The sequence below is a fragment of the Stenotrophomonas sp. INTA L402-1 genome (assembly GCF_059295135.1).
This window is the reverse complement of the sequence record NZ_JCAFWP010000002.1, coordinates 205,303-227,499: the sequence shown is the minus strand read 5'-3', so window position 1 is coordinate 227,499 and position 22,197 is coordinate 205,303. Positions and strand designations below refer to the sequence as shown.

General features: G+C 68.0%; 20 protein-coding genes. 6 read left to right on the top strand and 14 right to left on the bottom strand.

The features are described from left to right. Positions 1 to 3: 3 nt before the first annotated feature. On the bottom strand, positions 4 to 1,158 hold the full coding sequence (locus tag AC5O77_RS03745; RefSeq protein WP_494506485.1) for a tetratricopeptide repeat protein: 1,155 nt from the start codon (positions 1,156 to 1,158) through the stop codon (positions 4 to 6). Positions 1,159 to 1,386: 228 nt separating this feature from the next. Here AC5O77_RS03745 and AC5O77_RS03740 point away from each other — a divergent pair, with 228 nt between their 5' ends. From AC5O77_RS03740 to AC5O77_RS03725, 4 genes are all read left to right on the top strand, one after another. Next, positions 1,387 to 1,989 (top strand): HD domain-containing protein, encoded by a 603-nt coding sequence (locus tag AC5O77_RS03740; RefSeq protein ID WP_125893954.1) that lies wholly within the window; start codon positions 1,387 to 1,389, stop codon positions 1,987 to 1,989. A 50-nt stretch (positions 1,990 to 2,039) separates the two neighbouring features. Beyond that, positions 2,040 to 2,213 carry an oxidoreductase-like domain-containing protein gene (locus AC5O77_RS03735; RefSeq protein WP_049398321.1) on the top strand — a complete coding sequence of 58 codons (174 nt, stop codon included), beginning with the start codon at positions 2,040 to 2,042 and terminating at the stop codon, positions 2,211 to 2,213. Beyond that, positions 2,210 to 2,827 (top strand): DUF998 domain-containing protein, encoded by a 618-nt coding sequence (locus tag AC5O77_RS03730; RefSeq protein WP_032130397.1) that lies wholly within the window; start codon positions 2,210 to 2,212, stop codon positions 2,825 to 2,827. The genes AC5O77_RS03735 and AC5O77_RS03730 overlap by 4 nt, the downstream gene beginning before the upstream one ends. A 78-nt stretch (positions 2,828 to 2,905) precedes the next feature. Continuing rightward, on the top strand, positions 2,906 to 4,252 hold the full coding sequence (locus AC5O77_RS03725; RefSeq protein WP_494506484.1) for a virulence factor family protein: 1,347 nt from the start codon (positions 2,906 to 2,908) through the stop codon (positions 4,250 to 4,252). Positions 4,253 to 4,607: 355 nt separating this feature from the next. On the opposite strand, the gene mprF is transcribed toward AC5O77_RS03725, so the two are convergent. Continuing rightward, entirely contained in the window at positions 4,608 to 7,172 is a 2,565-nt protein-coding gene (gene mprF / locus AC5O77_RS03720) for a bifunctional lysylphosphatidylglycerol flippase/synthetase MprF (RefSeq protein WP_125893956.1), read from the bottom strand. A gap of 192 nt (positions 7,173 to 7,364) precedes the next feature. Between mprF and AC5O77_RS03715 the strand changes: the two genes are divergently transcribed. Then, positions 7,365 to 7,712, top strand: coding sequence for a RidA family protein (locus tag AC5O77_RS03715; RefSeq protein ID WP_005410556.1), 348 nt, complete (start codon positions 7,365 to 7,367; stop codon positions 7,710 to 7,712). Positions 7,713 to 7,861: 149 nt separating this feature from the next. On the opposite strand, the gene rnfB is transcribed toward AC5O77_RS03715, so the two are convergent. The 9 genes from rnfB to AC5O77_RS03670 all read right to left on the bottom strand — a co-directional run bounded on the left by rnfB (position 7,862) and on the right by AC5O77_RS03670 (position 16,933). Continuing rightward, positions 7,862 to 8,275, bottom strand: a complete 414-nt coding sequence (gene rnfB, locus AC5O77_RS03710) for an Rnf electron transport complex subunit RnfB (RefSeq protein ID WP_080291848.1) — start codon at positions 8,273 to 8,275, stop codon at positions 7,862 to 7,864. Between the two features lie 25 nt (positions 8,276 to 8,300). Then, the gene (locus AC5O77_RS03705) at positions 8,301 to 8,891 is read right to left on the bottom strand and encodes an HAD family hydrolase (protein ID WP_049463206.1); all 591 of its coding nucleotides are present in this window, start codon (positions 8,889 to 8,891) and stop codon (positions 8,301 to 8,303) included. A gap of 76 nt (positions 8,892 to 8,967) precedes the next feature. Beyond that, positions 8,968 to 11,061 carry a methionine--tRNA ligase gene (gene metG, locus AC5O77_RS03700; RefSeq protein WP_182266497.1) on the bottom strand — a complete coding sequence of 698 codons (2,094 nt, stop codon included), beginning with the start codon at positions 11,059 to 11,061 and terminating at the stop codon, positions 8,968 to 8,970. Positions 11,062 to 11,162: 101 nt separating this feature from the next. Continuing rightward, on the bottom strand, positions 11,163 to 11,606 hold the full coding sequence (locus AC5O77_RS03695; protein WP_006462411.1) for a DUF2147 domain-containing protein: 444 nt from the start codon (positions 11,604 to 11,606) through the stop codon (positions 11,163 to 11,165). 326 nt (positions 11,607 to 11,932) lie between these two features. Continuing rightward, positions 11,933 to 12,337: an SMU1112c/YaeR family gloxylase I-like metalloprotein gene (gene gloA2 / locus AC5O77_RS03690; RefSeq protein WP_049463208.1), complete on the bottom strand. Its 405-nt coding sequence runs from the start codon at positions 12,335 to 12,337 to the stop codon at positions 11,933 to 11,935. Continuing rightward, positions 12,334 to 13,404, bottom strand: a complete 1,071-nt coding sequence (locus AC5O77_RS03685; RefSeq protein WP_125893962.1) for a serine hydrolase domain-containing protein — start codon at positions 13,402 to 13,404, stop codon at positions 12,334 to 12,336. The genes gloA2 and AC5O77_RS03685 overlap by 4 nt, the downstream gene beginning before the upstream one ends. 16 nt (positions 13,405 to 13,420) lie before the next feature. Further along, positions 13,421 to 15,361, bottom strand: a complete 1,941-nt coding sequence (locus AC5O77_RS03680) for a DUF885 domain-containing protein (RefSeq protein ID WP_125893964.1) — start codon at positions 15,359 to 15,361, stop codon at positions 13,421 to 13,423. A 94-nt stretch (positions 15,362 to 15,455) separates the two neighbouring features. Continuing rightward, positions 15,456 to 16,241 (bottom strand): queuosine precursor transporter, encoded by a 786-nt coding sequence (locus AC5O77_RS03675; protein WP_049398695.1) that lies wholly within the window; start codon positions 16,239 to 16,241, stop codon positions 15,456 to 15,458. Then, a complete protein-coding gene (locus tag AC5O77_RS03670) occupies positions 16,238 to 16,933 on the bottom strand; it encodes a DUF502 domain-containing protein (protein ID WP_005414135.1) in 696 nt (231 codons plus the stop codon). The genes AC5O77_RS03675 and AC5O77_RS03670 overlap by 4 nt, the downstream gene beginning before the upstream one ends. A 76-nt stretch (positions 16,934 to 17,009) precedes the next feature. On the opposite strand from AC5O77_RS03670, the gene AC5O77_RS03665 reads away from it, so the two are divergent. Beyond that, positions 17,010 to 18,326 carry a hypothetical protein gene (locus AC5O77_RS03665; protein ID WP_494506483.1) on the top strand — a complete coding sequence of 439 codons (1,317 nt, stop codon included), beginning with the start codon at positions 17,010 to 17,012 and terminating at the stop codon, positions 18,324 to 18,326. A gap of 7 nt (positions 18,327 to 18,333) precedes the next feature. Here the strand turns inward: AC5O77_RS03665 and AC5O77_RS03660 are convergent, their stop codons facing one another. From AC5O77_RS03660 to AC5O77_RS03650, 3 genes are all read right to left on the bottom strand, one after another. After that, positions 18,334 to 18,786 (bottom strand): DUF4442 domain-containing protein, encoded by a 453-nt coding sequence (locus tag AC5O77_RS03660; RefSeq protein ID WP_154353097.1) that lies wholly within the window; start codon positions 18,784 to 18,786, stop codon positions 18,334 to 18,336. A 75-nt stretch (positions 18,787 to 18,861) separates the two neighbouring features. Beyond that, entirely contained in the window at positions 18,862 to 20,487 is a 1,626-nt protein-coding gene (locus tag AC5O77_RS03655; RefSeq protein WP_180836605.1) for a CHASE2 domain-containing protein, read from the bottom strand. Next, complete coding sequence (locus tag AC5O77_RS03650; RefSeq protein ID WP_494506482.1) at positions 20,484 to 22,184, bottom strand: FecR family protein; 1,701 nt, start codon at positions 22,182 to 22,184, stop codon at positions 20,484 to 20,486. Before AC5O77_RS03650 ends, AC5O77_RS03655 begins: the two co-directional genes overlap by 4 nt. Between the last annotated feature and the right edge of the window lie 13 nt (positions 22,185 to 22,197).

The following is a 22,197-nucleotide window of genomic DNA, read 5'->3' as shown; positions in this document are numbered from 1 at the left end:
CCTTCAGCGCTTGGCCTGCTGCTGCGCGCGCCAGCGGGCCAGGCTGTCCAGTTTGGCCTGGTAGCGCGCCTGCTCCGGCGCGCCCCCCAGTTCCTGCGCACGCAGCAGTTCGCGATCGGCGCGCTTGAGCTGGCCAGCCAGGAAATAGACGCGTGCCAGCCCGAAGTGGAACTGATGCGCGGTGTCATACAGGCGCACGGCCTGCCGGTAATAGCGGATCGCCTGGTCCAGCTGGCCGGCACGTTCGGCCTTGGCGCCGAACATGTACTGCGCGAACGGGTCTTCGCGCTGCACCGACTTCAACCGGCGCTCAAGTGACTGCGCCTGCGCGGTCAAGCCCAGGCTGCGGAACAGCGCGGAGGCATTGGTCAGTGCGGCATCCTGGCGGCCTTCCAGCTGCAGCGATCGGTCCAGCGCCTGCCGCGCCGCCTCGTTGTTGCCTTCGCGGTGGTCGAGCACGCCGAGGTTGTTCCACACCGGAGCGAACCCGCTGTCCTGAGCCAGGGACGCGTCGAAGAATGCACGCGCGCCGACGAAATCACCGTCGGCGAGGCGCTCCGCACCCCGGTTGTTGTAGAAGTGCGCCAACGCCCGCGCACGGCTGACGGGAACCGGGCCGCGGCGGTCATAGAGCACATTGCGGTCCAGATCGACGGTACCGAAACGCCCACCGACGTCGACACCGGCGTTGACGTGGCCGACGCTGTAGACCACGCCCGCGTCCTGGTCCTGGTACCAGGACACCACCTGCCCGACTTCCTGCACGCGGGCCTGGATGCCAGCCTCCCGCGCAAGCGTCACGAACAGCAGGGTGAAGGCCAGGCAGTTGGCGCGGCGGTGCTGCCAGATATCGCTGACGGTGTAGGTCGCATTGGCGTCGTACTGCAGGTCCAGCCCGTGCTGGTCGAAGATCATCTCCACGAGCGCCTGCAGCCGCTGGTCGCGGGAGTAGCTGCGCTGGATCACCTGCTTCTGGAGCATCGCACGCAGGTCCGCGGGAATGGCGAACACTTCTTCCGGGGTCGGCACACGTGCGGCCGACACGGTGATGGTCGGGGTCGTCACCACATCGGCGGGCGGTGCCTGGCCTGCGCTGAAGGCAGGAGCACAGAAGGCCAGCAGCGAAAGAGCGAGGCAATGGGCGGCAGAACGGTGCATGACGGTTCCCGGCAGCGGCGGGCGCTCCCGCCTGTGGCGAGTGTATGCCCATGGATGTCCGGCTGCAGCGACCGTTGGTCGGCGCCGCGTTCATCCACAACCGGTGTGGACCAGCGCTCGACAAAGCTGTGGACAACTGGCTCCGGGCCCCGCCCGGCAAGCGTTGTGAGTGCGTGGTGAAAAAACCGCCAGCTTGCCCGGCGCCGGCGCAGGCGGGATGATCCGGTCATGGACTTCTCACCGCTGACGCTTGCCCCGGCGCAGTGGCAGGCGCTGCAGGACAGCTATGCAACGCCGCCACGGGCCTACCACCACTTCGGCCATGTGCGCGCGGTGCTGCAGCACTGCCAGGAGGTCGCCGACGGCCCCGGCTGGAAGCAGCCGGCCGAGATCTATCTGGCCGTGCTCTATCACGATGCGATCTATCAGGCGGGGCGCAAGGACAACGAGGCGCGTTCGGCGCAGCTGGCTCTGCAGGCGATCGCACAGGCGCCAGAGCTTGCCACTGTCGACGCCGCTCGCGTGGAGCAATTGATCCTGCTGACCGCCCGCCACGGCGCGCTTGGTCCAGAGGATGTGGATGCCGAGGCGGCGCTGTTCCTGGACTGCGACATGGCCATCCTGGCCGCGCCGGAGCCGGTGTTCGCTGCCTATGACCGTGGCGTGGCCGAAGAATACAAAGGGGTGGTGCCGGGCTTCCTGTACCGTGCCGGCCGTCGCCGCTTCCTGCAGGGCCTGCTGCGCGCTCCGCGGATCTTCCTCAGCGAGTTCTTCCACCAGCGCCTGGACGCGGCCGCCCGTGACAACCTGCGACGTCAGCTGGGCGTTTGAGCCGGCCCGGTACACTGGTGACCTGTTTCCAATGATTGCCGTTTCCGACCGTGTCCGTCCCTGATCCCGATCCCCGCCCGCTGCCACCGGAAGAACCCGGCCCCAACGAATGCTGCGGCAGTGGTTGCCCGCTGTGTGTGCTGGACCTGTATTCCGATGAGCTGCAGCGCTACCGCAAGGCGCTGGCCGAGTGGAAGACGCGGCATCCAGAGGCCGCACCATGAGCCGTGCACGCCCGGCGGCGGTGCTGGCGCTGGTGGCACTGGTGCTGTTCGTGGCCACCGCGCTGTGGACCCAGGTTGCGCGCAGTGATCTGGACTGGGTGCGGGCGACCTTGAGCCTGTACCTGCACGGGCCGTGGGGGCTGGCATTGCGCGCTGCCTACTGCCTGCTGGCGCTGGCCATTGCGGCGCTTGGCATTGCGCTGTATCGCGGCAGCATCGGCCCGCGGCGCAGTGCGGCCGCACCGTTGCTGTTCACGGTTTCCGCGCTGGGCCTGGCGACGGTCGCCATCGGCGACAGCTGGCTGCCTGAAGCAACACCGCTGCTGGCACCGTTCATCCATGGGCTGGCAGCCAACACGGCGTTCCTGTGTGCCAGCGTCGGCATGCTGCTGCAGGCCTGGTACCTGCGCCGCGAACCGGGTTGGCAGTCCGCTGCGGGCCTGCTCTGGGGCTGGGCATGGCTGGCCTTTGTGCTGCTGTGGCTGCATGTGCTGTGGCGTGGTGGACCACCGCGTGGGCTGGGACAGAAAGTGGTGATCGCGGTGATCGTTGGCTGGCTGTTGTATCTGGCGATGGCGCTGTACCGTCGCAGCCGTCGGGCCGCGGCCCACTGAATCCCCAACGGCCTGCGCCGGTACGTGCCGTGCACGCGGCGGCGGCGTATCGTGTGCGCACTCCATCGGGGATGCGATATGAAGCGTGCAGGGCTGGGCAGGGCAATGGGTGTGGTACTGGCGCTGGCCGCGCTGCCGGCAACGGCGGCCGTGACCCCGCAGCAGTTCAGCCATGGGCGGTTCGAGCAGATTCCGGTGCACATGCCATCCGGCACGCCGCAACGGGTGGTGATCTGGTTCCACGAACCCACGGCCGGTGGTGACACCAGCCGCCTGCCGATCGAGGCCCTGCGTGCCGATGGCGCGCTGGTCGCGGCAGTGGACATTGCGCACCTGCGCGGTGTGCTCAAGCGCGAGGGGGACCCGACCTGTTCGTTCGGTTCCGGTGACGTCGAGAATTTCTCACGTTGGCTGCAGGCCTCGCTGCATCTGCCCGGCTACCACCTGCCGCTGGTCGGCGGTGATGGAGAAGGTGCCGAGATGGCCTATTCGCTGGCAGCGCAGGCCGATACCCAGGTGTTCGCCGGCGTACTGACCACCGGCTTCTGCCCGGACCACAACCACCAGCGCATGGTCTGCGGCGATGGTGTGAAGCACGACAGGCTGCAGCCGGCCGAACTGAATTTTCCGTGGTTGAGCGCGGCCGGTGACCGCGGCTGCAAGGTCGGCCAGGCCAGCGCGTTCGTGCAGCAGGTCGCGATGGCACGCGAGTTCAAGCGCACCGCGCGCGGTGATGCGTCACCGGGCCTGGTGGCTGCGGCACGGGTGATCGGCGCGCAGGCCGGCGTCAGCCTGGCACCGCCGCCTGCTGCACTGAAGGGCCTGCCCGTGGTGGAAGTACCGGCGACCGGCAACGGTGACACGCTGGCCGTGTTCGTCTCCGGTGACGGTGGCTGGGCTGGCCTGGACAAGAACGTGGCGTCGTCACTCAACGAGCATGGCGTGGCGGTCGTCGGCATCGATTCGCTGCGCTACTTCTGGAGCGAGCGCACTCCGAAGGGCTTTGCGGGCGACCTGCAGAAGATCATCGACCACTACCGCCAGCAATGGCACCGCGACAAGGTGATGTTGATCGGTTTCTCGCAGGGCGCCGATGTGCTGCCGGCCACCATCAACCAGCTCGACGCTGGCACCCGTGAGGCGCTGGAGCGCATCGTGCTGCTGTCGGTGGGCAGGAAGGCCGACTTCGAATTCCATGTCAGCAACTGGCTGGGCGGTGGCGGCGACGGCCTGCCGATCGCACCGGAAGTGGCCAGGCTGCCGGCGGAAAAAACGCTGTGCGTGTACGGCGACAAGGATGAGGACGCGCTGTGCCCGGACCTGCCGGCCAATGACGGCGTGAGGAAAGTGAAGCTGGCGGGCGATCACCATTTCGGAGGTGACTACGATCGCCTCGCCGAAGTGATCCTGAAGGGCGGGGTGTAGCGTTTGGTAGACGCCGACCTTGGTCGGCGCTGGGGCTGAAGGAGCCGTGGAATGAGCGTGTCGACCAAGGTCGACACCTACCAGGCGCATGTAGCGTCGAGCCACGCTCGACGGCTGTTGGTAGACGCCGCCGACCTTGGCCGGCGCCGGGGCTGAAGGCGCCGCGGGATGAGCGTGTCGACCAAGGTCGACACCTACCCGGCGCATGTAGCGTCGAGCCACGCTCGACGGCTGTTGGTAGACGCCGACCTTGGTCGGTGCTGGGGCTGAAGGTGCCGTGGAATGAGCGTGTCGACCAAGGTCGACACCTACCGGGTGGCAGGTAGCGCCGGGTCATGCCTGGCGGATCGCGGCTTCAATTCCGCCGCGGATCCAGCGAGATCAGGCGCGTGGCATCCAGGAGCGCGGCCGGCAGATGCATGCCGCCGGGCGCGGCGAGATAGCGCGGCCGCCACTGCGGATCGAACTTCGATTTGAAGCGGCGCAGGCCACTGAATCCGTAGAAGCGTTCGCCGTGCCGCGCCAGCAGGCCGGCCAGTCGGTTCCAGCGACCGGCCAGCCGATGCTGTGCCAGCCCGGACAACGGTGCCATGCCCAGCGAGAAACGCGCATAGCCCTGCGCGCGGCCCCACAGGAACAGTTCGATGAAGAGGAAGTCCATCGTGCCCTTCGGTGCTTCGTTGACGTGGCGCATCAGGTCGACCGACAGCTCGGCGCCGGCCGGTGCCTGCCACAGGTTGGCGAACGCCACGATCTGGCCCTCGGCCTCGACCAGCGCCACCGGGAAGCGCACCAGGTAATCCGGGTCGTAGCTGCCCAGCGAGAAGCCCTTCTCATCGCCGGCCTTGTCTTCCAGCCATGCATTGGAAATTGCGTGCAGGCGCGGCAGCAGGCTGGGAATTTCCTCCACCGGTGCCACGCGGAAGGTCAGGCCACCGCGCTTGCCCCGGTTCCAGGCTTGGCGCAGATCGGCGCGTTCGCGGCCTTCCAGGCCGAAGTCATGCAGCGGCACCATCGCTTCCTCGCCCAGCTTGACCAGGCCCAGGCCCAGGTCGAGGTAGGTCTGCCAGTAGGTCTCGCCCACCTGGTAGAACACCGGGCGCAGGCCCAGCCGGTCGGCTTCCTCGCGGAAGCGCCAGATCAACGCGCGCGCCACGTCAGGCGGGCCGACTGGATCGCCCATCGCGATCAGCGAACCGCCGTAGCGCTGCATCATCACGAAGCCCTGTTTCGCGTCATCGCGCAGCACCGCCTTGTCGGCGGTCAGTACCAGGCAGGCCTGGGTATCGGTGGCACCGGCCAGTACCGGCGCCAGTGATTGCAGCGTGGCCTCGTCGGCGGCTGGCAGCGGGCTGCGCGTGCTGTGCAGCAGCCGCGCCAGGCCGAACATCACCAGCGCGATGGCGACCACCAGCAACGCACGCAGTGCGCGCGGTGCATTGCCCGACACCGCGAACTGCCACCACAGCTCGTTCTGGTATTCGACATGACTGTAGGTGAAGAACAGCAGCCAGGTGACCGCAACCAGCACCAGGCCGAGATTGCGCAGCCACGGCCACGACCAGGCTTCGTCCAGCAGGGCACCCTGGCGGTAGAACTCGCGGCGTGCGGCCCACAGTGCCATCGCCACCAGCACTGCCGAGACCGCGATCAACAGCTGGCCACCACGCAGCCACAGCGGCAGCGGGGTGATCACGCACACTGCCATCGCCAGCATCCACGCCGCATGGCTGCGCCGGGCCAGGCCCTGGCCGATCAGCAGCAGTGCAACGCCGCTGAGGCTGCCGATCAGATGGGATGTTTCCAGGATCGGCAGCGAGGCATTGACCAGGTGACGGCGCGGCGTCGGCAGCGTGCCGTCGATGACCAGCGCGGCGCCGATGCTGAACACCGCCAGCGCGATGATCTGCGGCAGCCACGGGCGCAGCGCGTTCCAGCCGGCACGCGTTGCTCCGGCGCTGGCCTGCAGCGGCTGCCGCAGGGCAGGCGCAAGGGCGAGCAGGGTGGCCAGCACCAGCGGCAGCACGTAGTAGGTGACGCGATAGATCAGCGCCGCCGCCAGCACCGCTGCCGGTGCCACCTGCGGCAACAGCTTCAGCAGGCTCCACTCGAACACACCCAGGCCCGCGGGCACGGTGGAGACCAGGCCGGCCAGCACTGCCACCAGGTAGAGCCCGACGAAGCCTGGTAGACCGGTGGGCGTGGAGTCCGGCAGCAGCACGTAGAACGCGGCACTGGCCAGCACCAGCTCGATGACGCTGAGGACGGTGACACCGATCATGGTGCGGCGGTCGGGCAGCCACAACGCATGACCGAATACGCTGAACTGCCGTCCATCGCGGCCGACCAGCAGCACCGTGGCGAGGTAGGCGAGCAACGCGACGATGCCGACGATACGTACCGCATTGGGATCCAGCGGCAGTGCCAAGGCTGCGGCAGCCGGTTCCATGCACAGCGCCACACTGATCAGCAGCCATGCACCGAACACGAAGCCGAGCGTGCTCATCAGCACCACCTGGCCGATCTGCGCCAGGTCCAGGCCGGCGCTGCGGTAGCCACGCAGGCGCACCGCGCCGCCGGTCAACGCGGCAAAACCCACGGTCTGGCCCAGCGTGTGCGCAAGGAAGGCGGTGATGCCGACGCGCGCGGGGTGCACGCGGATGCCGCTGCGACGCAGGCCGATGGCATCGAAACCGATCAGGCAGGCGTAACTGGCCAGGCCGAGTACCACGGTGAGCGCGATCTGCGTGCCGCTGAGCTGCCGGAACGCCTGGCGGATGGCGCGATAGCCGTGCTCGTCGAACTCGTTGGCCAGGCCGTGCAGGGCCAGGGCGAGGATCAGCAGGGGGATGACGATGGTGGCAACCCGCTTCCAGGTTGGCGTGGAAGAGGCGGTGGTGGAGTCGACGGGGGCGGTCATCGGCGCAAGGGTGCGGCAGGAGGGGCGAGGGCGGTGTCAACGCGGGCGTGGCGCATCGTGCGCCTGTCATCGTCATTTGACCAGTGGGACCGTCCGAGTCCGGTAGTGACGTGTCGCGGAGGATGCCCGTGCACCCACCGTCGACCGGTTTGGAGGACAATGCAGGCCTGATCAACCGCAGGAGCCACGCCCATGATGGAGCGTTACGACGTCGGACCGCGCATGTCCGAAATGACCGTATACAACAAGGTCGCCTATCTCTCCGGCCAGATTCCGGAAGACACCAGCCAGGACATCACCGGCCAGACCCGGCAGGTGCTGGCAGAAATCGACAAGCTGCTGGCGTTGGTCGCCAGTGACCGCCAGCACGTGCTGCGCGCCGAGGTGTTCCTGGCCGACATGGCCGACTTCGACGGCATGAACAAGGCGTGGGATGAGTGGGTGGTCGAGGGTGCGACCCCGGCGCGTGCCACGGTCGAGGCCAAGCTGGCCCACGCTGACTGGAAGGTCGAGATCGTAGTGACGGCGGCGGTACCGTAACGGCAGGCAAGGTCAGGTCCCACCAGCGGAGGGTAGAGTCGACTGTTACTCGACTATCGCGCGCAGCGCGGGGTTTTGCGCCGCCGGAACGAAGAGCAGGCGCAACCGTCGACTCTACCCCGCCGCTCGACTGCCGGTTGGTCTGGTGGCTACGTTGGCACCAGCTCGATGCAATCCACCGGGCACGGTGGAATGCACAGCTCGCAACCGGTGCACAGATCGGCAATGACCGTGTGCATGTACTTGGCGCCACCGACGATGGCATCCACCGGGCAGGCCTGGATGCACTTGGTGCAGCCGATGCAGTCGGCTTCCACGATCAATGCCACCTGCGGCGCCTTGTGCTCGCCGCGCGAACGATCAAACGGAATGGCGGGTACGTCCAGTACCTGCGCCAGTGCGCGCGCGCCAGCGTCGCCGCCCGGCGGGCAGCGGTCCACGCCTGCCTCGCCGCGCGCCATGGCCTGCGCGTACGGGCGGCAGCCGTCGTAGCCGCATTGCCCGCATTGGGTCTGCGGCAGCAGGCGGTCGAGGCGTTCGGTCAGGGGAGGAATCAGGCTCATGCGTGGCGAAGGCTGCGCGTTGGGGTTACTTCAAGGGTTTGCCACGGAACCAGCGCTCGTGGGCCAGCGCCAGCATCGGCTTGTCTTCGGAACTGTCACCGTAGGCATGGATGCGCACGTAGCGTGACAGATCGAACTGGCGACGGATGTGCTCGACCTTGCGCGGGCCACAGTCACCACCGGCATAGCGACCTGTGAGACGGCCGTCCTGGCTCTCCAGCCGATTGCAGATCAACTGCAGGCCCAGCTGTTCGCACCACGGCCGCAGATACAGGTCCAGCGAGCCGGACACGATCACCACGGTGTGCTGCTGTTCCTTGTGCCAGCGGATCTGCTCCAGCATTTCCGGGCGCACCACGTCGGGCAGGAACTCACGCGAGAAGCCGGCGGCCAGCGTGGCGATGTCATCGCTGTGGCGGTCGCTGAAGGTCAAACGGGTGACGCGCGCGCGGATGCGCTCGGCCGAGATCAGTTTCAGCTTGTATGCGGCCAGCCACGGGCCGACTTTCCACCACGCCTGCGCCAGCTGTTCGGCCGTGGCCACGCGGCGCAGGAATCGGCCATAGGTATCGCAGGTGGTCACGGTGTGGTCGAAGTCGAACAGCGCCAGTTCCATTCCGTTGCCTCCCATCGCGTTGCCCCGAGGCCGGTGCTGCCGGCGGGCGTGGCCGCAACCACGCCCGCTGCGGGCATCAGCGGACCGGCATGCCCGGCTGCGCGCCGCTGTCGGCGTCCAGCAGCGCCAGCGCGCCGCCGTCGAAACCGGCCGACAGGATCATGCCTTCGCTCAGGCCGAAGCGCATCTTGCGCGGGGCCAGGTTGGCGATGAACACCACACTGCGGCCGACCAGCTTCTCCGGCTCGCCGTAGCTGGCGCGGATGCCGGAGAAGATCTGGCGCTTGCCCAGCTCGCCGGCGTCCAGTTCGAAGCGCAGCAGCTTGTCAGAACCTTCCACGAACTCGCAGACCAGCACCTTGCCGATGCGCAGGTCGAGCTTGGCGAAATCGTCGATGCCGATGTAGGCCGGAGCATCGGCACCCTTGGCTTCGTCCTTGGCCGGTGCCGGTGCCGGTGCCGGTGCGGCCGGCTTGGCGGCGTCGGTCTTGGCGGCGGGGGCGGCAGCGGCGGCCGGCTGCAGGGTGTCCTTGGAGGCGTCGATCATGGCGTCAATCTTCTTCGGGTCGATACGGGTGAACAGCGGGGTGTACTCGGTGATGCGATGGCCCAGCAGCGGCTGCGCCAGTTCGGTCCAGTCGGTCACCGGCGCGGCCAGGAAGGCCTCGGCCTGCGCAGCGGTGGCCGGCAGCACCGGCTTCAAGGCGGTGACCAGCACGCGGAACAGGTTCAGGCCCTGGCTGCACACGGCCTGCAGCTGCGCGTCGGCGCCATCCTGCTTGGCGATCACCCACGGCTTGACGTCGTCGATGTAGCGGTTGGCTTCGTCGGCCAGGGTCATGGTCAGGCGGATCGCCGCGGCCGGATCGTTGCGCTCGTAGGCTTCACGGATCGGTGCCAGGCCGTCGACGAAGCGCTGGTACTGCGCCGCATCAGGCAGCTGCGCAGCCAGCTGGCCGTCGAAACGCTTGCTGATGAAGCCGGCGCAGCGGCTGGCCAAGTTGACGAACTTGCCGACCAGGTCGGCGTTGACGCGGGCGATGAAGTCACCCAGGTTCAGGTCGAGATCGTCGACGCCACCGCCGGACTTGGCGGCGTAGTAGTAGCGCAGCGCTTCCGGCTCCAGGCCGGCGTCGAGGAAGGTACGCGCCATCACGAAGGTGCCGCGCGATTTGCTCATCTTGGCGCCGTCTACGGTCAGGTAGCCGTTGACGTGCAGGCGGGTCGGCGCGCGGTGGCCGGTGCCATGCAGCACCGCCGGCCAGAACAGGCCGTGGAAGTTGACGATGTCCTTGCCGATGAAGTGGTGCAGCTCGGTGGCGGTGCCGGCGCGCAGATGCGCTTCGAAGTCTTCGCCGAGCTTGCCGCACAGGGTCTGGAAGCTGGACAGGTAGCCGATCGGCGCATCCAGCCAGACGTAGAAGTACTTGCCCGGCTGGCCGGGAATCTGGAAACCGAAGTAAGGCGCATCGCGCGAGATGTCCCACGCGCGCAGGCCACCTTCGGCATTGAGCCACTCACCCAGCTTGGCCTTCACGCCCGGCAGGGCGACATCGCCGGCCAGCCATTCGCGCAGGAATGCATCGAAGTGGCCCACCTCGAAGAAGAAGTGTTCCGAATCGCGCATTTCCGGCGTGGCACCGGAGATGACCGAACGCGGCTCCTTCAGGTCGGTCGGCGCATAGGTGGCGCCGCAGACTTCGCAGTTGTCGCCGTACTGGTCGGGGCTGCCGCAGTTCGGGCAGATGCCCTTGACGTAGCGGTCGGGCAGGAACATGCCCTTGGCCGGGTCGTAGAACTGCGCCACCGAGCGGCGGCTGATGTGGCCGGCCGCTTCCAGCTTCAGGTAGAACTGCTCGGTCAGCGCCTTGTTGGCCGCCGAATTGGTCGAGTCGTAGTGATCGAAGGCCACGCCAAAGGCGGCGAAGTCACGTTCGTGGCTGGCCTGGATGTTGGCGATGAAGGTTTCAGGGGTGACCCCGGCCTTTTCCGCGGCCAGCATGATCGGCGTGCCGTGGGTATCGTCGGCGCAGACGAACCAGGCCTTGCCGCCACTCATTCGCCGCGCACGCACCCAGATGTCGGCCTGGATGTAGCCGACCAGGTGGCCCAGATGCAGCGGGCCGTTGGCGTAGGGCAGGGCGGTGGTGACGAGCGCGGTACGGGTCATGGTCGCGGGGTGAAGCCGAGGGGAACCGCAGAGTATCGCATGCCCGCAACGACGTGACCCGGCCGAAGCCGGGTCACGGGGATGAAGCGGGGCCTGGGGGCTTATTCGCGCTGCCAGGTCTGCGCGCGGCAGATGAAGGCAATGCAGCCGGACACGTCCAGCTTGGTGCCACCCGGCTGCAGCTCCATCTTCGACTTGTAGGTCTTGCCGTTGGCCGGGTCGAGGATGGTGCCGCCGGACCACTTGTTGGCGCCGTCGGCCTTCAGGTTCCAGAGAATGGTCATGCCCTTCACCGGCTTGTTCTTGTTGGCGCCTTCACAGCCGTCGCAGACCGGGTTCGGGCCCTTGTCCGAGTGCAGGATGTCGACCACCTTGCCGGTCAGCGTGCCGTTGGCGGCCTGGGTGATCTCGACGATCGACTTCACCTTGCCGGTTTTGTCGTCGATGGTCTTCCAGCGGCCGGCGGCGCCGTCGGCGGCCTGTGCCGACAGGGCGGCCAGGCACAGCGGCAGTGCCAGCAGCAGGGTCTTGAAGGTTTTGCGCATGGTCCCCTCCCAGGGTTCATTCCGGCACGCTGCCGGCATGGGTCGACTGTATACCCATTCGGCGGGGTATGGGGAAGGGGGGCTTTGCAGGGCTGCGCCCTGCACCTGCTCAATGCAACGGCAACGGCCAGAGCCAGAGCGGCATTCCGTGGGATGGCAGGGCACCGTGGGTTTGCGGGGACGCCGTAAACCCGTCCATGAAGTGACCCCCGGGGCTTGGTCGCCGCATCCATGCGGCTCACACCCCGCAAACCCACAGTGCCCCGCCTTCGACAGGTTCACGCTGCTGATGGTGGGTGCCGACCGTTGGTCGGCACGCGGTCGGCTCAACCGACTTCGTACAGCTCCAGCGGCAGGTCGTCGGGGTCGGCGAAGAAGGTGAAGCGGCGGCCGGTGTATTCGTCCACGCGGATCGGTTCGCATACCACGCCATGCGCGGCCAGGCGCTGGATGAAGGGTTCCAGCCGGGCGACGCGGAACGCGAGGTGGCGCAGGCCCTGGGCTTCCGGGCGGCTGGGACGGGGCGGCGGCGAGGGGAAGGAGAACAGTTCCAGCTGGCCACCGTCGGGCAGGGCCAGGTCCAGCTTCCAGGAATCGCGCGCGGCACGGTGGTTCTCGGCCAGCACGCGCAGGCCGAGGATGCGCACGTAGAAGTCCTTCGAGCGTGCGTAGTCGCTGCAGATCAGTGCGGCGTGGTGGATGCCCAGCAGGGCGTCGGCATCGCGGGTCATTGCAGGGTGTCCAGCCAGCGCTGGGCGATCTTCAGCGCCAGCGGATAGAGTTCGGGGTCGTTGCGGTTGGTCAGCACGATCACGGTCAGGTGCTTCTCCGGGTGGCGCACGATCACGTTGCGGAAGCCGATGCTCTCGCCGCTGTGCCATTGCACCGGGCCATTCAGGCGCCAGCCGAAGCCGTAGTGCGGCACGTCCGGTTCGGGTGTTGCGGTGGCCGGGCTGAACATCGCGCGGCGCGAGGCTTTCGACAGCAGGCGGTCGTCGTACAGCGCCGCATCCCAGCGGGCCAGGTCGTCCAGCGAGGAATAGATGCCGCCATCGCCGAGCACGGCGCTGGTGGTGCTCTGGTCGGTGCGTTGCCAACGGCCATCGATCCAGCTGTAGCCATAGGCGCGTGCAGCGACCGTGTCCTCGCCGTCCTGGTGGGCCACGGTATGCGCCATGCCCAGCGGGCGGAAGATGCGCTGCTGCAGAAAGCTCGCGAAATCCTGGCCGGAGGCGCGGCCGACGATCATTGCCAGCAGTGCATAGCCGCTGTTGCTGTAGCGGTACTGCGTGCCCGGTGCGAAGTTCAGCCGGTCCTGGCGCGACAGCAGGGCCAGCACATCGGCATCGTGTACCTGCCGTGTGTCCGCCGGGTCCATCAGGTCTTCGTAGTCGAGCAGGCCGCTGGTGTGCGAGAGCAGCTGGCGGATCGTGATGGCCGCTGCAGCCGGCGGCAACTCGGGCAGCCACTGCCGGGCCGGCTGGTCGAGCCCAAGCCGGCCATCCTCCACCAGCAGCAGCACCGCCGCAGCGGTGAACTGCTTGCTGACCGAGGCCAGCCGGAAGTTGCTGGCCGCGGTGACCGTGGTGCCGTCCTCCAGCACCGCCAGGCCGTAGCCGCGGCGGAATACCGGTTGCCCGTCGTGCAGTACCAGCACGGCGGCGCCGGGTACCTGGCCATCGTAGGCCTGCATCAGGCCGTCGATGCCCGCATCCGGTGGGGTCAGCACCGGTGCGGCGGAGGTGGCCAGCGGCAGCAGGCCCAGCACGGCGGCGAACAGGGCGACGGCAGGGCGCATGGCGGCTCCGGAGGGGTCAGGGTGAAGGCGCGGGTGTGGCGCTGGCCGGCTGCGCCATCCAGCGCTCCATCTTGCGGTCCAGCACGTCCAGCGGCATCGAGCCATCCTTCAGCAGTTCGGCGTGGAAGCGGCGCAGGTCGAAGGCGGCACCCTGGCGTGCCTTGGCCTTGTCGCGCAGGGCGACAATGGTGGTCAGGCCGGCCACGTTGGACAGCGCCTGGCCGGGCTGGGCCATGATCCGCTCGACTTCGGCGTTGGCGTCATCGCTGCTCATGTCCACGGTCTTCTGCAGGTAGGCCACGGCCTGCTGCTTGCTCCAGCCCTGGGCGTTCACGCCGGTGTCGGCCACCACGCGGGCAGCGCGCAACAGGCGCGAATACAGGTAGCCGATGCGGTCGTAGGGATCGGTGTAGATGCCCAGGTTCTCACCCAGTGTTTCGGCATACAGGCCCCAGCCTTCGACGAAGGCGAGATCGCCACCCAGGCGGCGGAAGCGCGGCAGCTTGGCCAGCTCCTGCTGCAGGCCCAGTTGCACGTGGTGGCCGGGGATCGCTTCATGCAGGTACTGCACCGGCACGTTCCAGCGCTTGCGGCTGGGCAGGTCGCGGGTGTTCACGTACAGCACGCCCGGTTGCCCGGCCGCAGACGGCTGGTAGGCCGCTGCTGCGGCGGTCAGTGCACGCTCCGGTTCCACCGCGCGCACGTCCAGCGTTGACTTGGGCAGGGTATCGAGCACCTGCGGCAGGCGTGCGTTGACCTGCTGCTGCACCTGGCGATAGCGGTTGATCAACGCATTGGCGTCGCCGTACTGGAACTGGCGGTCGTTACGCATGCTGCGCAGCAGCTTGGCCGGCGTGCCGCGCAGCTTGGCGTCCTTCATCACCGTGGCGATCTGCGTCTGCAGTTCCTGCACGCGCTGTTCACCCAGCGCGTGCAGCTGCGCGGCGGTCTGGTCGCTGGCCGTGGTCTGCACGATCAGGTTGGCGTACCAGGCCTGGCCATCGGGCAGTGCGCCCAGGCCGCTGCTGGTGCGCGAGGCGGGCAGGTATTCGGTGGCGATGAAACCGCGCAGGGCACGATAGGCCGGCATGATGCGCAGTTCGATCATGCGCTTGTATTCGGCGCTGATGCGGGCCTTGTCCTCGGCCGCGATGGTGTTGGGCATGGTGCGGATCGGCGACCAGAAGATGCTCTCTTCAGCAGTCGGCTTGATCACTGCATCCAGCTGCGGCAGTACCTTTTCCATCAGGTCGCGTGGCTGCACCACGCCGGCCTTCATGCCCTGGCGCATGTTGTCGATGGCCTGGTCGAACAGCTCGGGAATGCCCAGCGAACGGCGCGACCAGGTGTCGTAGTCCTGTACGGTGTTGAACGGCTGCGCGCCGGCACCTGCACCGAGGATCGCCATGATGCTGCCGACGTTGTAGTACTGGCTGATCGGCATCATCCAGCTCGGGTAGCGCTCGGCGGCCAGCGAAGCGCGCGCGTCGCGCACGAAGATCTCGTAGCTGAGCAGGTCCTGGCCCTGCAGGCCGTCGCTGCCGAGTTTCTCGACCTTGCCCAGCCACTCGGTGGTGAAGTCGTGCGATTGCTGGCGCCACGCGGCGGACAGGATGTTGGGCAGCTGGTCGTTGTAGCGGGCCTCGCCCTGGAAGGTTGCCTGCAGCGGATTCAACCGCATCGAGGCATCCCAGTATTCGTCATACAGGCGCTCCAGCTGCACCTGCTTGGGTACGGCGCGGGCCGGTGCGACCGGACGCGGCGTGGCGCGGCGCGCCGAACTGCCACGGGCCGGCGCGGTAGCGCGGGCAGGCCGGGCCTTGGGCTTGGCGGCCTGGCGGGTCTGCGCGGCGGCAGGGCGGCTGGCCTTCTTTTTCGCTGCTTCGGCCGACGGCACGGCGCTGAACAGGAACAACGCGGCGATGGCGGCGGCCAGGGCGCGGGTGGGATGCGGCATCAGGAGCTTCCGTGGAACACAGACCGTGGAGCTTGCACGATCCGGCCGCGTACGGCCAGCGTGAAGGCGCAGTCAGCTTTTTGCTGCTGGGGCTTCAGTCAGCCGCAGCGGCGGCGCGCAACGATGCGGCTCGCTCGGCACCCAGATAGCGGGTGATGGCACGCCGCATCAGGTACAGCAACGGAATCAGGGCGATCGCAAAGCCCATCTTGTAGATGTAGTTGACGCTGCTGACCGCCAGGAACAGCGAGGTCGGCCAGTGTTGCGGGCCCAGCACGAAGGCGATCCAGATCACCACGAAGCTGTCGACTACCTGCGAGACCGCCGTCGATCCGGTCGCGCGCAGCCACACGTGGCGTTCTCCGGTGGCCTGGCGGATGCGATGGAACACCGCCACGTCGATCAGCTGGCCGAGCAGGAAGGCCACCAGCGAGCCGGCGATGGTCCACATGCCCTGGCCGAACACCGCCGCGAACGCGGCCTGGTAGTCGGGCACGCCGTGGCCATCCATCGACGTGACCCACCAACTGGCCGGCGCCAGCGAAATAGCCGCGAAGGCGAACAGGAAGCCGTAGCCGATCAGCACCACCGCCAGCCACGAGATGAAGCGCACGCCGCGCTTGCCGAAGAACTCGTTGATGGTGTCGGTCATGATGAACACCACCGGCCACAACAGGGTGCCGGCGGTGAAGCTGAGCGAGCCGGTCTGGCCGAACAGGTTCCAGTTCAGCGGAGCGATGCCCAGGGTGTCTTCCAGCGCGAAGATCTTCACCCCGATCAGCTCGGCCAGCACCGCATTGCCGCAGAAGAACGCGGCCAGCACGATGAACAGCAGGACCGCGCGGTCCTGCAGCGGGCGCTCGATCGGCGCCGGGGTCATTCGGTGCGTTCGCCGGTGCGTTCGCCGGCACGGGTGAACGGCACGCTGGACGGCGCCACGGCACCGCCGGAAATGATGAAGCTCATGGCCTGGTCGACGGTCCAGTCGGTCGGCGTCAGCAGTTCCACCGGCACGATTTCCAGATAGCCCGAGGTCGGGTTCGGCGTGGTTGGCACATACACCGCGGCCAGCTCACGGTCGGTGCCGTGTTCCTTGATCACGCGGGTGACCAGGCCGACCGATTTCATGTCGCGGTGCGGGAAGTCGATCAGCACCACGCGCTGGGTGCTGCCCGGCTCGGTCTGCAGCATGTCCAGCAGCTTCTTGGCGCTGTCGTAGATGATGCTGGCCAGCGGAATGCGCTTGATGACCGCGCCCACCCAGCGCAGCAGGCGCTGGCCGAGCACGCGGCGGCTGGCCACGCCCACCGCCAGGATCACCAGCAGGGTGGCCAGCAGGGCGATGGTGTCCTGGATCCATTCGGCGCGGACCCAGCCGAGGTAGTGCGGGAAGCTTGTCGCGATCTGCTCGGACAGCGGTACCACCAAGGGGCTGGAAATGCCCGACAGCAGCACGAACACGAACTTGACCACGACCCAGGTCAGCCAGATCGGTAGCAGGGTCAGCAGGCCGGTCAGGAACAGGCGCTGCAGGGAGGGGCGGGGGACCAGGGCGGGGGCTTCGAGCGACATGCGCGCATTGTAGCGGTCACTGCCGGTCGATTACGCTGGGGAATCGACTGTGGCAACGGCACATGGAAGGGAAGCTGTGTTGAAGATTCTGCGCGGACTGGGCTGGACCCTGGCAGGCCTGCTGGTGCTGGCCATCGTGGTGTGGTGCGCTTCGCGCATGTGGCCGGTGCCCGAATCGCGGCTGCAGGCGCAGCAGCGACTGGAAGCACGCCTGCCGGCGACTGGCCACAATGGTTATGCCCTGTTGTGGACGCTGCCGTTCGACGATCTGGATGCCCGCCAGCGCGAGCAGGCGTTGGCCGAGGACGTGCGCCGTTGGGAGGCCGACCTGCGGGGCAGCAGCGGCGGCCAGACACACCTGGTGGCCAACCATGCCGAGCTGCGCTCGCGGCCCGGTGCCAGTTGCGGGCCGGCCGCCAGCGGCTGCCTCGCCCAGGTCCGCGCGGACCCGCAACGCTTCGTGGAGGCCCATGCTGGGCACCAGCAGTTGCATGCGCGGCTGGATCAGCTGGCCGAAGCGGACTACTTCATGTCGCCGTTCCCGCCGAAGGGCGAGGGCGTTCTGGTTCCGTTGCCGACCTATGGCGTGGTGATGGACGCCACCAGTGCACGCGCGCTGGCGTACGTGCAGGGCGATATCGACGGTGCCCTGCGAGGTGCCTGCAGTGGCCTGCAACTGGGCCGGCGGCTGTTGCCCGGCAGCAGCTATCTGGTCGAGAGCATCATCGGTGCCAGCCTGGTGCAGGCCAATGCCCAGCTGCTGGCCGACATGCTGGTCGAACTGCCGGCCGACCACCCCTTGCCGGCGGAGTGCGAACAGGCCATGCAGCCGCTGCGGGCCGAGGAACAGAGCCTGTGCCGTGCCATGCAGGGTGAGTACGCGATGAGCCGGGCGGCGATCGAGACATCGGCGCGGGAGTTCGGCGGCGTGCTGGTGCTGGATCGCAGCAGCACCCTGGCCCGCGCGGCCGGCAATCTCGGCTGGGCCTGTGGCGCGGCAGCCACGTCGGCGCTGGAAGCGGATCGCCCGTTGCCAGTGCCGGCGCCACCGCAGCATGACTTCGGCTGCCTGTCGAACGTAATGGGCTGCGTGCTGACCGATATCGCCGCGCCGATCTATCCTGCCTATTCGTCACGGCCACAGGATGCCGCGGCGATGGTGCGGCTGCTGGGGGCGCAGCGTTGGCTGCGGCAGCAGACGGATGATCCGGTGGACGCACTGCAGCGGCTGCCGATGCAGTTCCGCTCGCCGGTGCGGGCGCCGCAGCTGTCGGCCGACGGCCGCCACCTGCAGGTGCCGCGTCGCTCTCCAGCGCGCAGCGCTGAAGAGAACCCGTGGCTGTCGGTGCCGTTGCAGAAGGAATCGGCTTCGACTGCTGCGGGACGCGACTGAAGCGCGCTCAGCGTGCGTGCGGCTTCAACCGCAGGTAGACCTGCTTGCGCACCTGGGCGACCACCTCGCCGCTTTCATCGACGACATCATTGCTGAACCATCTCAGCACTTTGTCACCAGCGGCGGCTTCGTCGCGCAGTTCGTCCAGCAGTGCGTCGTCGATGCGGAACGAGGTACGCACGGTACCGCGGCCGGGCTTGAGGAAATCGATGGCGCCGGCACGGTCCCACACGTAGTAGTCGCGGCCGAGGATGTGCAGCAGGCCAAGCATCCAGAACGGATCGGTCATCGCAAACAGGCTGCCGCCGAAATGCGTGCCGACGTAGTTGCGGTTCCAGGGCCGCATGCGCAGTTCGACGTCGATCTGCCGGTAGTCCGGCGAGACCCGGGTGACGTGGATGCCGGTGAACAGGAACGGCGGCCAGAGATTGATACCGAAGCGGAACAGGCGGGCGTTCATGCGGGTCCGGGGGCGCAGGGCGAGGCGCCCAGTCTAACCATTCGCATGCGTATGTTGCACCCCGGGCGGCGAGGGTCACGCCTCGCCGTCGATGACATACCCGTCGCGGCCGTTGGCCTTGGCCTGGTACAACGCGGTGTCGGCGCCTTCGACGAAATGGTGTGGTTGCAGCGTGCCGTCGGGTACGCGGGTGAACACGCCGATGGTGAGGGTGACGCCTGCTTCGCTGCCGTCACCGGGCGCCGGCAGTGCGCGCACGCAGGCAATCAGGTCCTCGATGACCTGGCGCGCGCCCTCGGCCGGGGTATCGGGCAGCACCAGTGCGAACTCGTCGCCACCGTAGCGCGCGGCCATGTCGCGAGGGCGTCGCGCATGCGCACCGATCAGGCGTGCAACATCGCGCAGCACGCGGTCGCCGACCTGATGGCCGTGGCGGTCGTTGTGGCGCTTGAAATGGTCAACGTCGATCAGTGCGAGGCTCAAGGACTTGCCACTGCGTCGCGCGGCATCGCATTCCTGTTGCAGCGACTGCTCGAAACGCAGGCGATTGCCGAGACCGGTCAGCGCATCGCGGTTGGCCAGGCGGTGCCAGGCCGAGACGCGCCAGGTCGCCCAGGCCAGCAGCACCAGCAGGATGCCCAGCATTGCGCTGGCCGGTGCCCACCACAGGTCACCGGCGCGCAACAGCAACCAGCTCAGCAGCGGTGGAAGCGGCAGCGAGCACAGCGCCGAGAGCCAGGGCAGGCGCAGGCCGAGCAGGATCACGCACAGTGCCACCAGTACGCCACTGATGGCGTGCTGCCAGAGGCGGGGCAGCAGGTCGATCTGCTTGTGCTGCAGCAGCATCGAAGCGATGTTGGCCTGGTACTCACTGCCGCTCATCCAGAACTCGCGGGTGGTCGGGGTCAGCAGCCGCGGTGCGATGCCGCTGGCGGTCATGCCCACCACGATGCGGCGGCCGTGCAGCATCGCCATGTCCACGTGACCATCCAGCACATCGGCATAGGACACCTGCGGCAGGCGTTCGGGCGGTCCGGCATAACGCACCCGCACGTAGTCGTTGCGCCGCCATTGATAGGGCGAACCGATCTCCGGGTCGGGGTCGGGCAGGCCGTGCACCGCGCCCGCCGGCAGGTCGGCCAGCGCCAGGCCCAGTGCTGGCCAGTGGGCCTGGCCGATGCCGGCACGCAGGTACACGCCGCGCGCGACACCATCGCCATCCACTTCCACATCGGTGTGGCCGATCGCTGCGGCACTGGCCGCGATCTGCGGAATCGGCAGCATTTCCTCGGCCATGCGGTCGCCGGCGGCCGGTGCCGCGAGTACCGGCAGCACCACCCGGCCGTTGCGGCGTATCGCGGCGGCCAGTTCATCGTCCTGGCGGCTGTCGCGACGATCAGGTTCGGACAGCATCAGGTCCAGTGCGACGCGCTCGGCACCGGCATCGGTCAGCCGGTCGAGCAGGCGGGCATGGATCGAGCGGGGCCAGGGCCATTGGCCGATGCGCTGCAGGCTGCCCTCGTCGATGGCCACGATCAGCACGCTGGGGTCGGGGCGGTAGTCCCAGTTGCCGACCATGGCGTCGTAGGCCGCTTCGTCCTGTCGCCACAGCCACTGGCCCTGGCTGGCGATCACCGTCAGCACCCCGGCCAGCAGTGCCAGCAGGATCCGCTTCGGCCACGGCAGCGGCGAGCGCCTCATAACAACAGCAACAGCAGCAGGGCGCCACCACCGGCGCCGTAGCACAGGCGGCAGGGCAGCTTGATCTGCTGGGCCGGTGAGTACTCACCCGCATGACCATCGTCGTCGATGTACTGCACACGCACATGCAGGGTGCCGCTCCACGGCCGCTTGAAGCTGACCTGCGGCTCGCTCACGGTCTGGTCGACCAGGGGCGCCCTGAAGTCGCCACGACGGTCCACCTGCACCCGGTACTGCTGGCCTTCGCTGCCGGCCTGCCAGCGCAGGGTCAGTTCGCCATGCGCGGCCTCAGGCGGCTGCAGGGCAGGGTCCACCGGTTCATTGCTCAGTTGCAGGGGCAGGGCCTGGCCGTAGCGGCCCTGATGGCCGTTGCCGTCGCGCGACGCCACCCGCCAGAAGTACTCTCCGGGCGGCAGCGGCTGCGCCAGGCGCAGGTCGGTACCTGGGGTGCTCTGTTCCTGTAGTGGCTGCACGAAGCTCGGCTCGGTGGCGATCTGCAGCACGCTGCTGCGCGCGCCCGGCGCCTGGCTCCAACGGAAGCGCGGGCGGTCGCTGTTGACGGTCTGCCCATGCAGGGGGGCCACGGTGAGCGGCGGCGGGGGCTGGTCGCTGAGTTCGAAATCGGCGCTGGCGTCGAGGCCTTCCACGCCCTGTGCATCCACCGCGCGCAACAGGATGCGCAGCTGGCCGGGGGGCAGGTCACCGATCGCCAGCCGGGTGTCGGCGGTGGTGGCGGCAAACAGCAGGATTTCCGGCGTCGCTGCCTGTACCACTTCCACGCGGTAGCGCGCGGCGCCGTCGACGGGGTCCCAGGCAAGCAGGGTCGGCAGGGGCGCCAGGCGCACCTCGTCGCTACGCAGCTGCGGCGCTGGAAGAAGGGCGGAGACAGCGTCCGGTGCGGCATCGGCGCTGCTGCTGCGGCTGGCCTGTCCAGGCTGGACCAGGCGCTTGCCGTGGGTGTTGCCAACCTGCACCTTGCCCTGCAGTACTTCGGTGGCAGCCACCTGGCCGGTGTCACCGGCGCTGACCCGGAAGACGGTGCCGCGCACGCTGCTGGTCGCCGTAGGTGCATCGATGATGTAGCGCGAGGCCGGGCCACGGGCAGGTGTCACCCGATTGCTGGCGCGGCCCTGCTGCAGGCGCAGGCGGGTATCGACCATGCCGGTGTGGCCGTAGCGGCTGAGCTGGTCCAGGCGCAGCCGGGAGTACTCGCGCAGCTGCAGGCGCGAGGCGTCAGCGAATTCAAGCGTGACGCTGGAGTCGCCTTCGGTCTGCACGGTGTCACCGATGCGAAGTTGTTCCCCCGCGAGTATCGCGCGCGAGGCACTGCCATCGGCGCCTGACAGTTCGACCTTGCCGCGCACCGACAGCACGCGGGCAGGTGCCGGTTCGACGCGCAGCCAGCTGATCGGGAAGCGCAGCAGCTGCCCCGGTGGCAGCTGGTAGGGGTTGTCGATGCGGTTGTGCTGTTGCAGCTGCTGCCAGCGCACCGAGGGCTTGAGGTACAGGCCTCCCAGATCCCACAGGGTATCGCCGGGACGGACCCGGTAGTTCCAGTCTTGGGCGGCGGCCATGGCCGGCAGGAAGAGAAGAGCGCAGAGCAGCGCGCCCTGGAAGCGCATGGCGAACGACAGCGAGCGGACGAAGGTCACAGTTTGCAATCCCGGCAATGCGGGGGCGCAGCTGCAAGACCCCATGGCCCCGACCTCA

Coding starts and splice junctions, on each gene's coding strand:
- AC5O77_RS03745 (WP_494506485.1), bottom strand. CDS start 1,158: ATGCACCGTTCTGCCGCCCATTGCCTCGCTCTTTCGCTGCTGGCCTTC.
- AC5O77_RS03740 (WP_125893954.1), top strand. CDS start 1,387: ATGGACTTCTCACCGCTGACGCTTGCCCCGGCGCAGTGGCAGGCGCTG.
- AC5O77_RS03730 (WP_032130397.1), top strand. CDS start 2,210: ATGAGCCGTGCACGCCCGGCGGCGGTGCTGGCGCTGGTGGCACTGGTG.
- AC5O77_RS03725 (WP_494506484.1), top strand. CDS start 2,906: ATGAAGCGTGCAGGGCTGGGCAGGGCAATGGGTGTGGTACTGGCGCTG.
- mprF (WP_125893956.1), bottom strand. CDS start 7,172: ATGACCGCCCCCGTCGACTCCACCACCGCCTCTTCCACGCCAACCTGG.
- AC5O77_RS03715 (WP_005410556.1), top strand. CDS start 7,365: ATGATGGAGCGTTACGACGTCGGACCGCGCATGTCCGAAATGACCGTA.
- rnfB (WP_080291848.1), bottom strand. CDS start 8,275: ATGAGCCTGATTCCTCCCCTGACCGAACGCCTCGACCGCCTGCTGCCG.
- AC5O77_RS03705 (WP_049463206.1), bottom strand. CDS start 8,891: ATGGAACTGGCGCTGTTCGACTTCGACCACACCGTGACCACCTGCGAT.
- metG (WP_182266497.1), bottom strand. CDS start 11,061: ATGACCCGTACCGCGCTCGTCACCACCGCCCTGCCCTACGCCAACGGC.
- AC5O77_RS03695 (WP_006462411.1), bottom strand. CDS start 11,606: ATGCGCAAAACCTTCAAGACCCTGCTGCTGGCACTGCCGCTGTGCCTG.
- gloA2 (WP_049463208.1), bottom strand. CDS start 12,337: ATGACCCGCGATGCCGACGCCCTGCTGGGCATCCACCACGCCGCACTG.
- AC5O77_RS03685 (WP_125893962.1), bottom strand. CDS start 13,404: ATGCGCCCTGCCGTCGCCCTGTTCGCCGCCGTGCTGGGCCTGCTGCCG.
- AC5O77_RS03680 (WP_125893964.1), bottom strand. CDS start 15,361: ATGCCGCATCCCACCCGCGCCCTGGCCGCCGCCATCGCCGCGTTGTTC.
- AC5O77_RS03675 (WP_049398695.1), bottom strand. CDS start 16,241: ATGACCCCGGCGCCGATCGAGCGCCCGCTGCAGGACCGCGCGGTCCTG.
- AC5O77_RS03670 (WP_005414135.1), bottom strand. CDS start 16,933: ATGTCGCTCGAAGCCCCCGCCCTGGTCCCCCGCCCCTCCCTGCAGCGC.
- AC5O77_RS03660 (WP_154353097.1), bottom strand. CDS start 18,786: ATGAACGCCCGCCTGTTCCGCTTCGGTATCAATCTCTGGCCGCCGTTC.
- AC5O77_RS03655 (WP_180836605.1), bottom strand. CDS start 20,487: ATGAGGCGCTCGCCGCTGCCGTGGCCGAAGCGGATCCTGCTGGCACTG.
- AC5O77_RS03650 (WP_494506482.1), bottom strand. CDS start 22,184: ATGGGGTCTTGCAGCTGCGCCCCCGCATTGCCGGGATTGCAAACTGTG.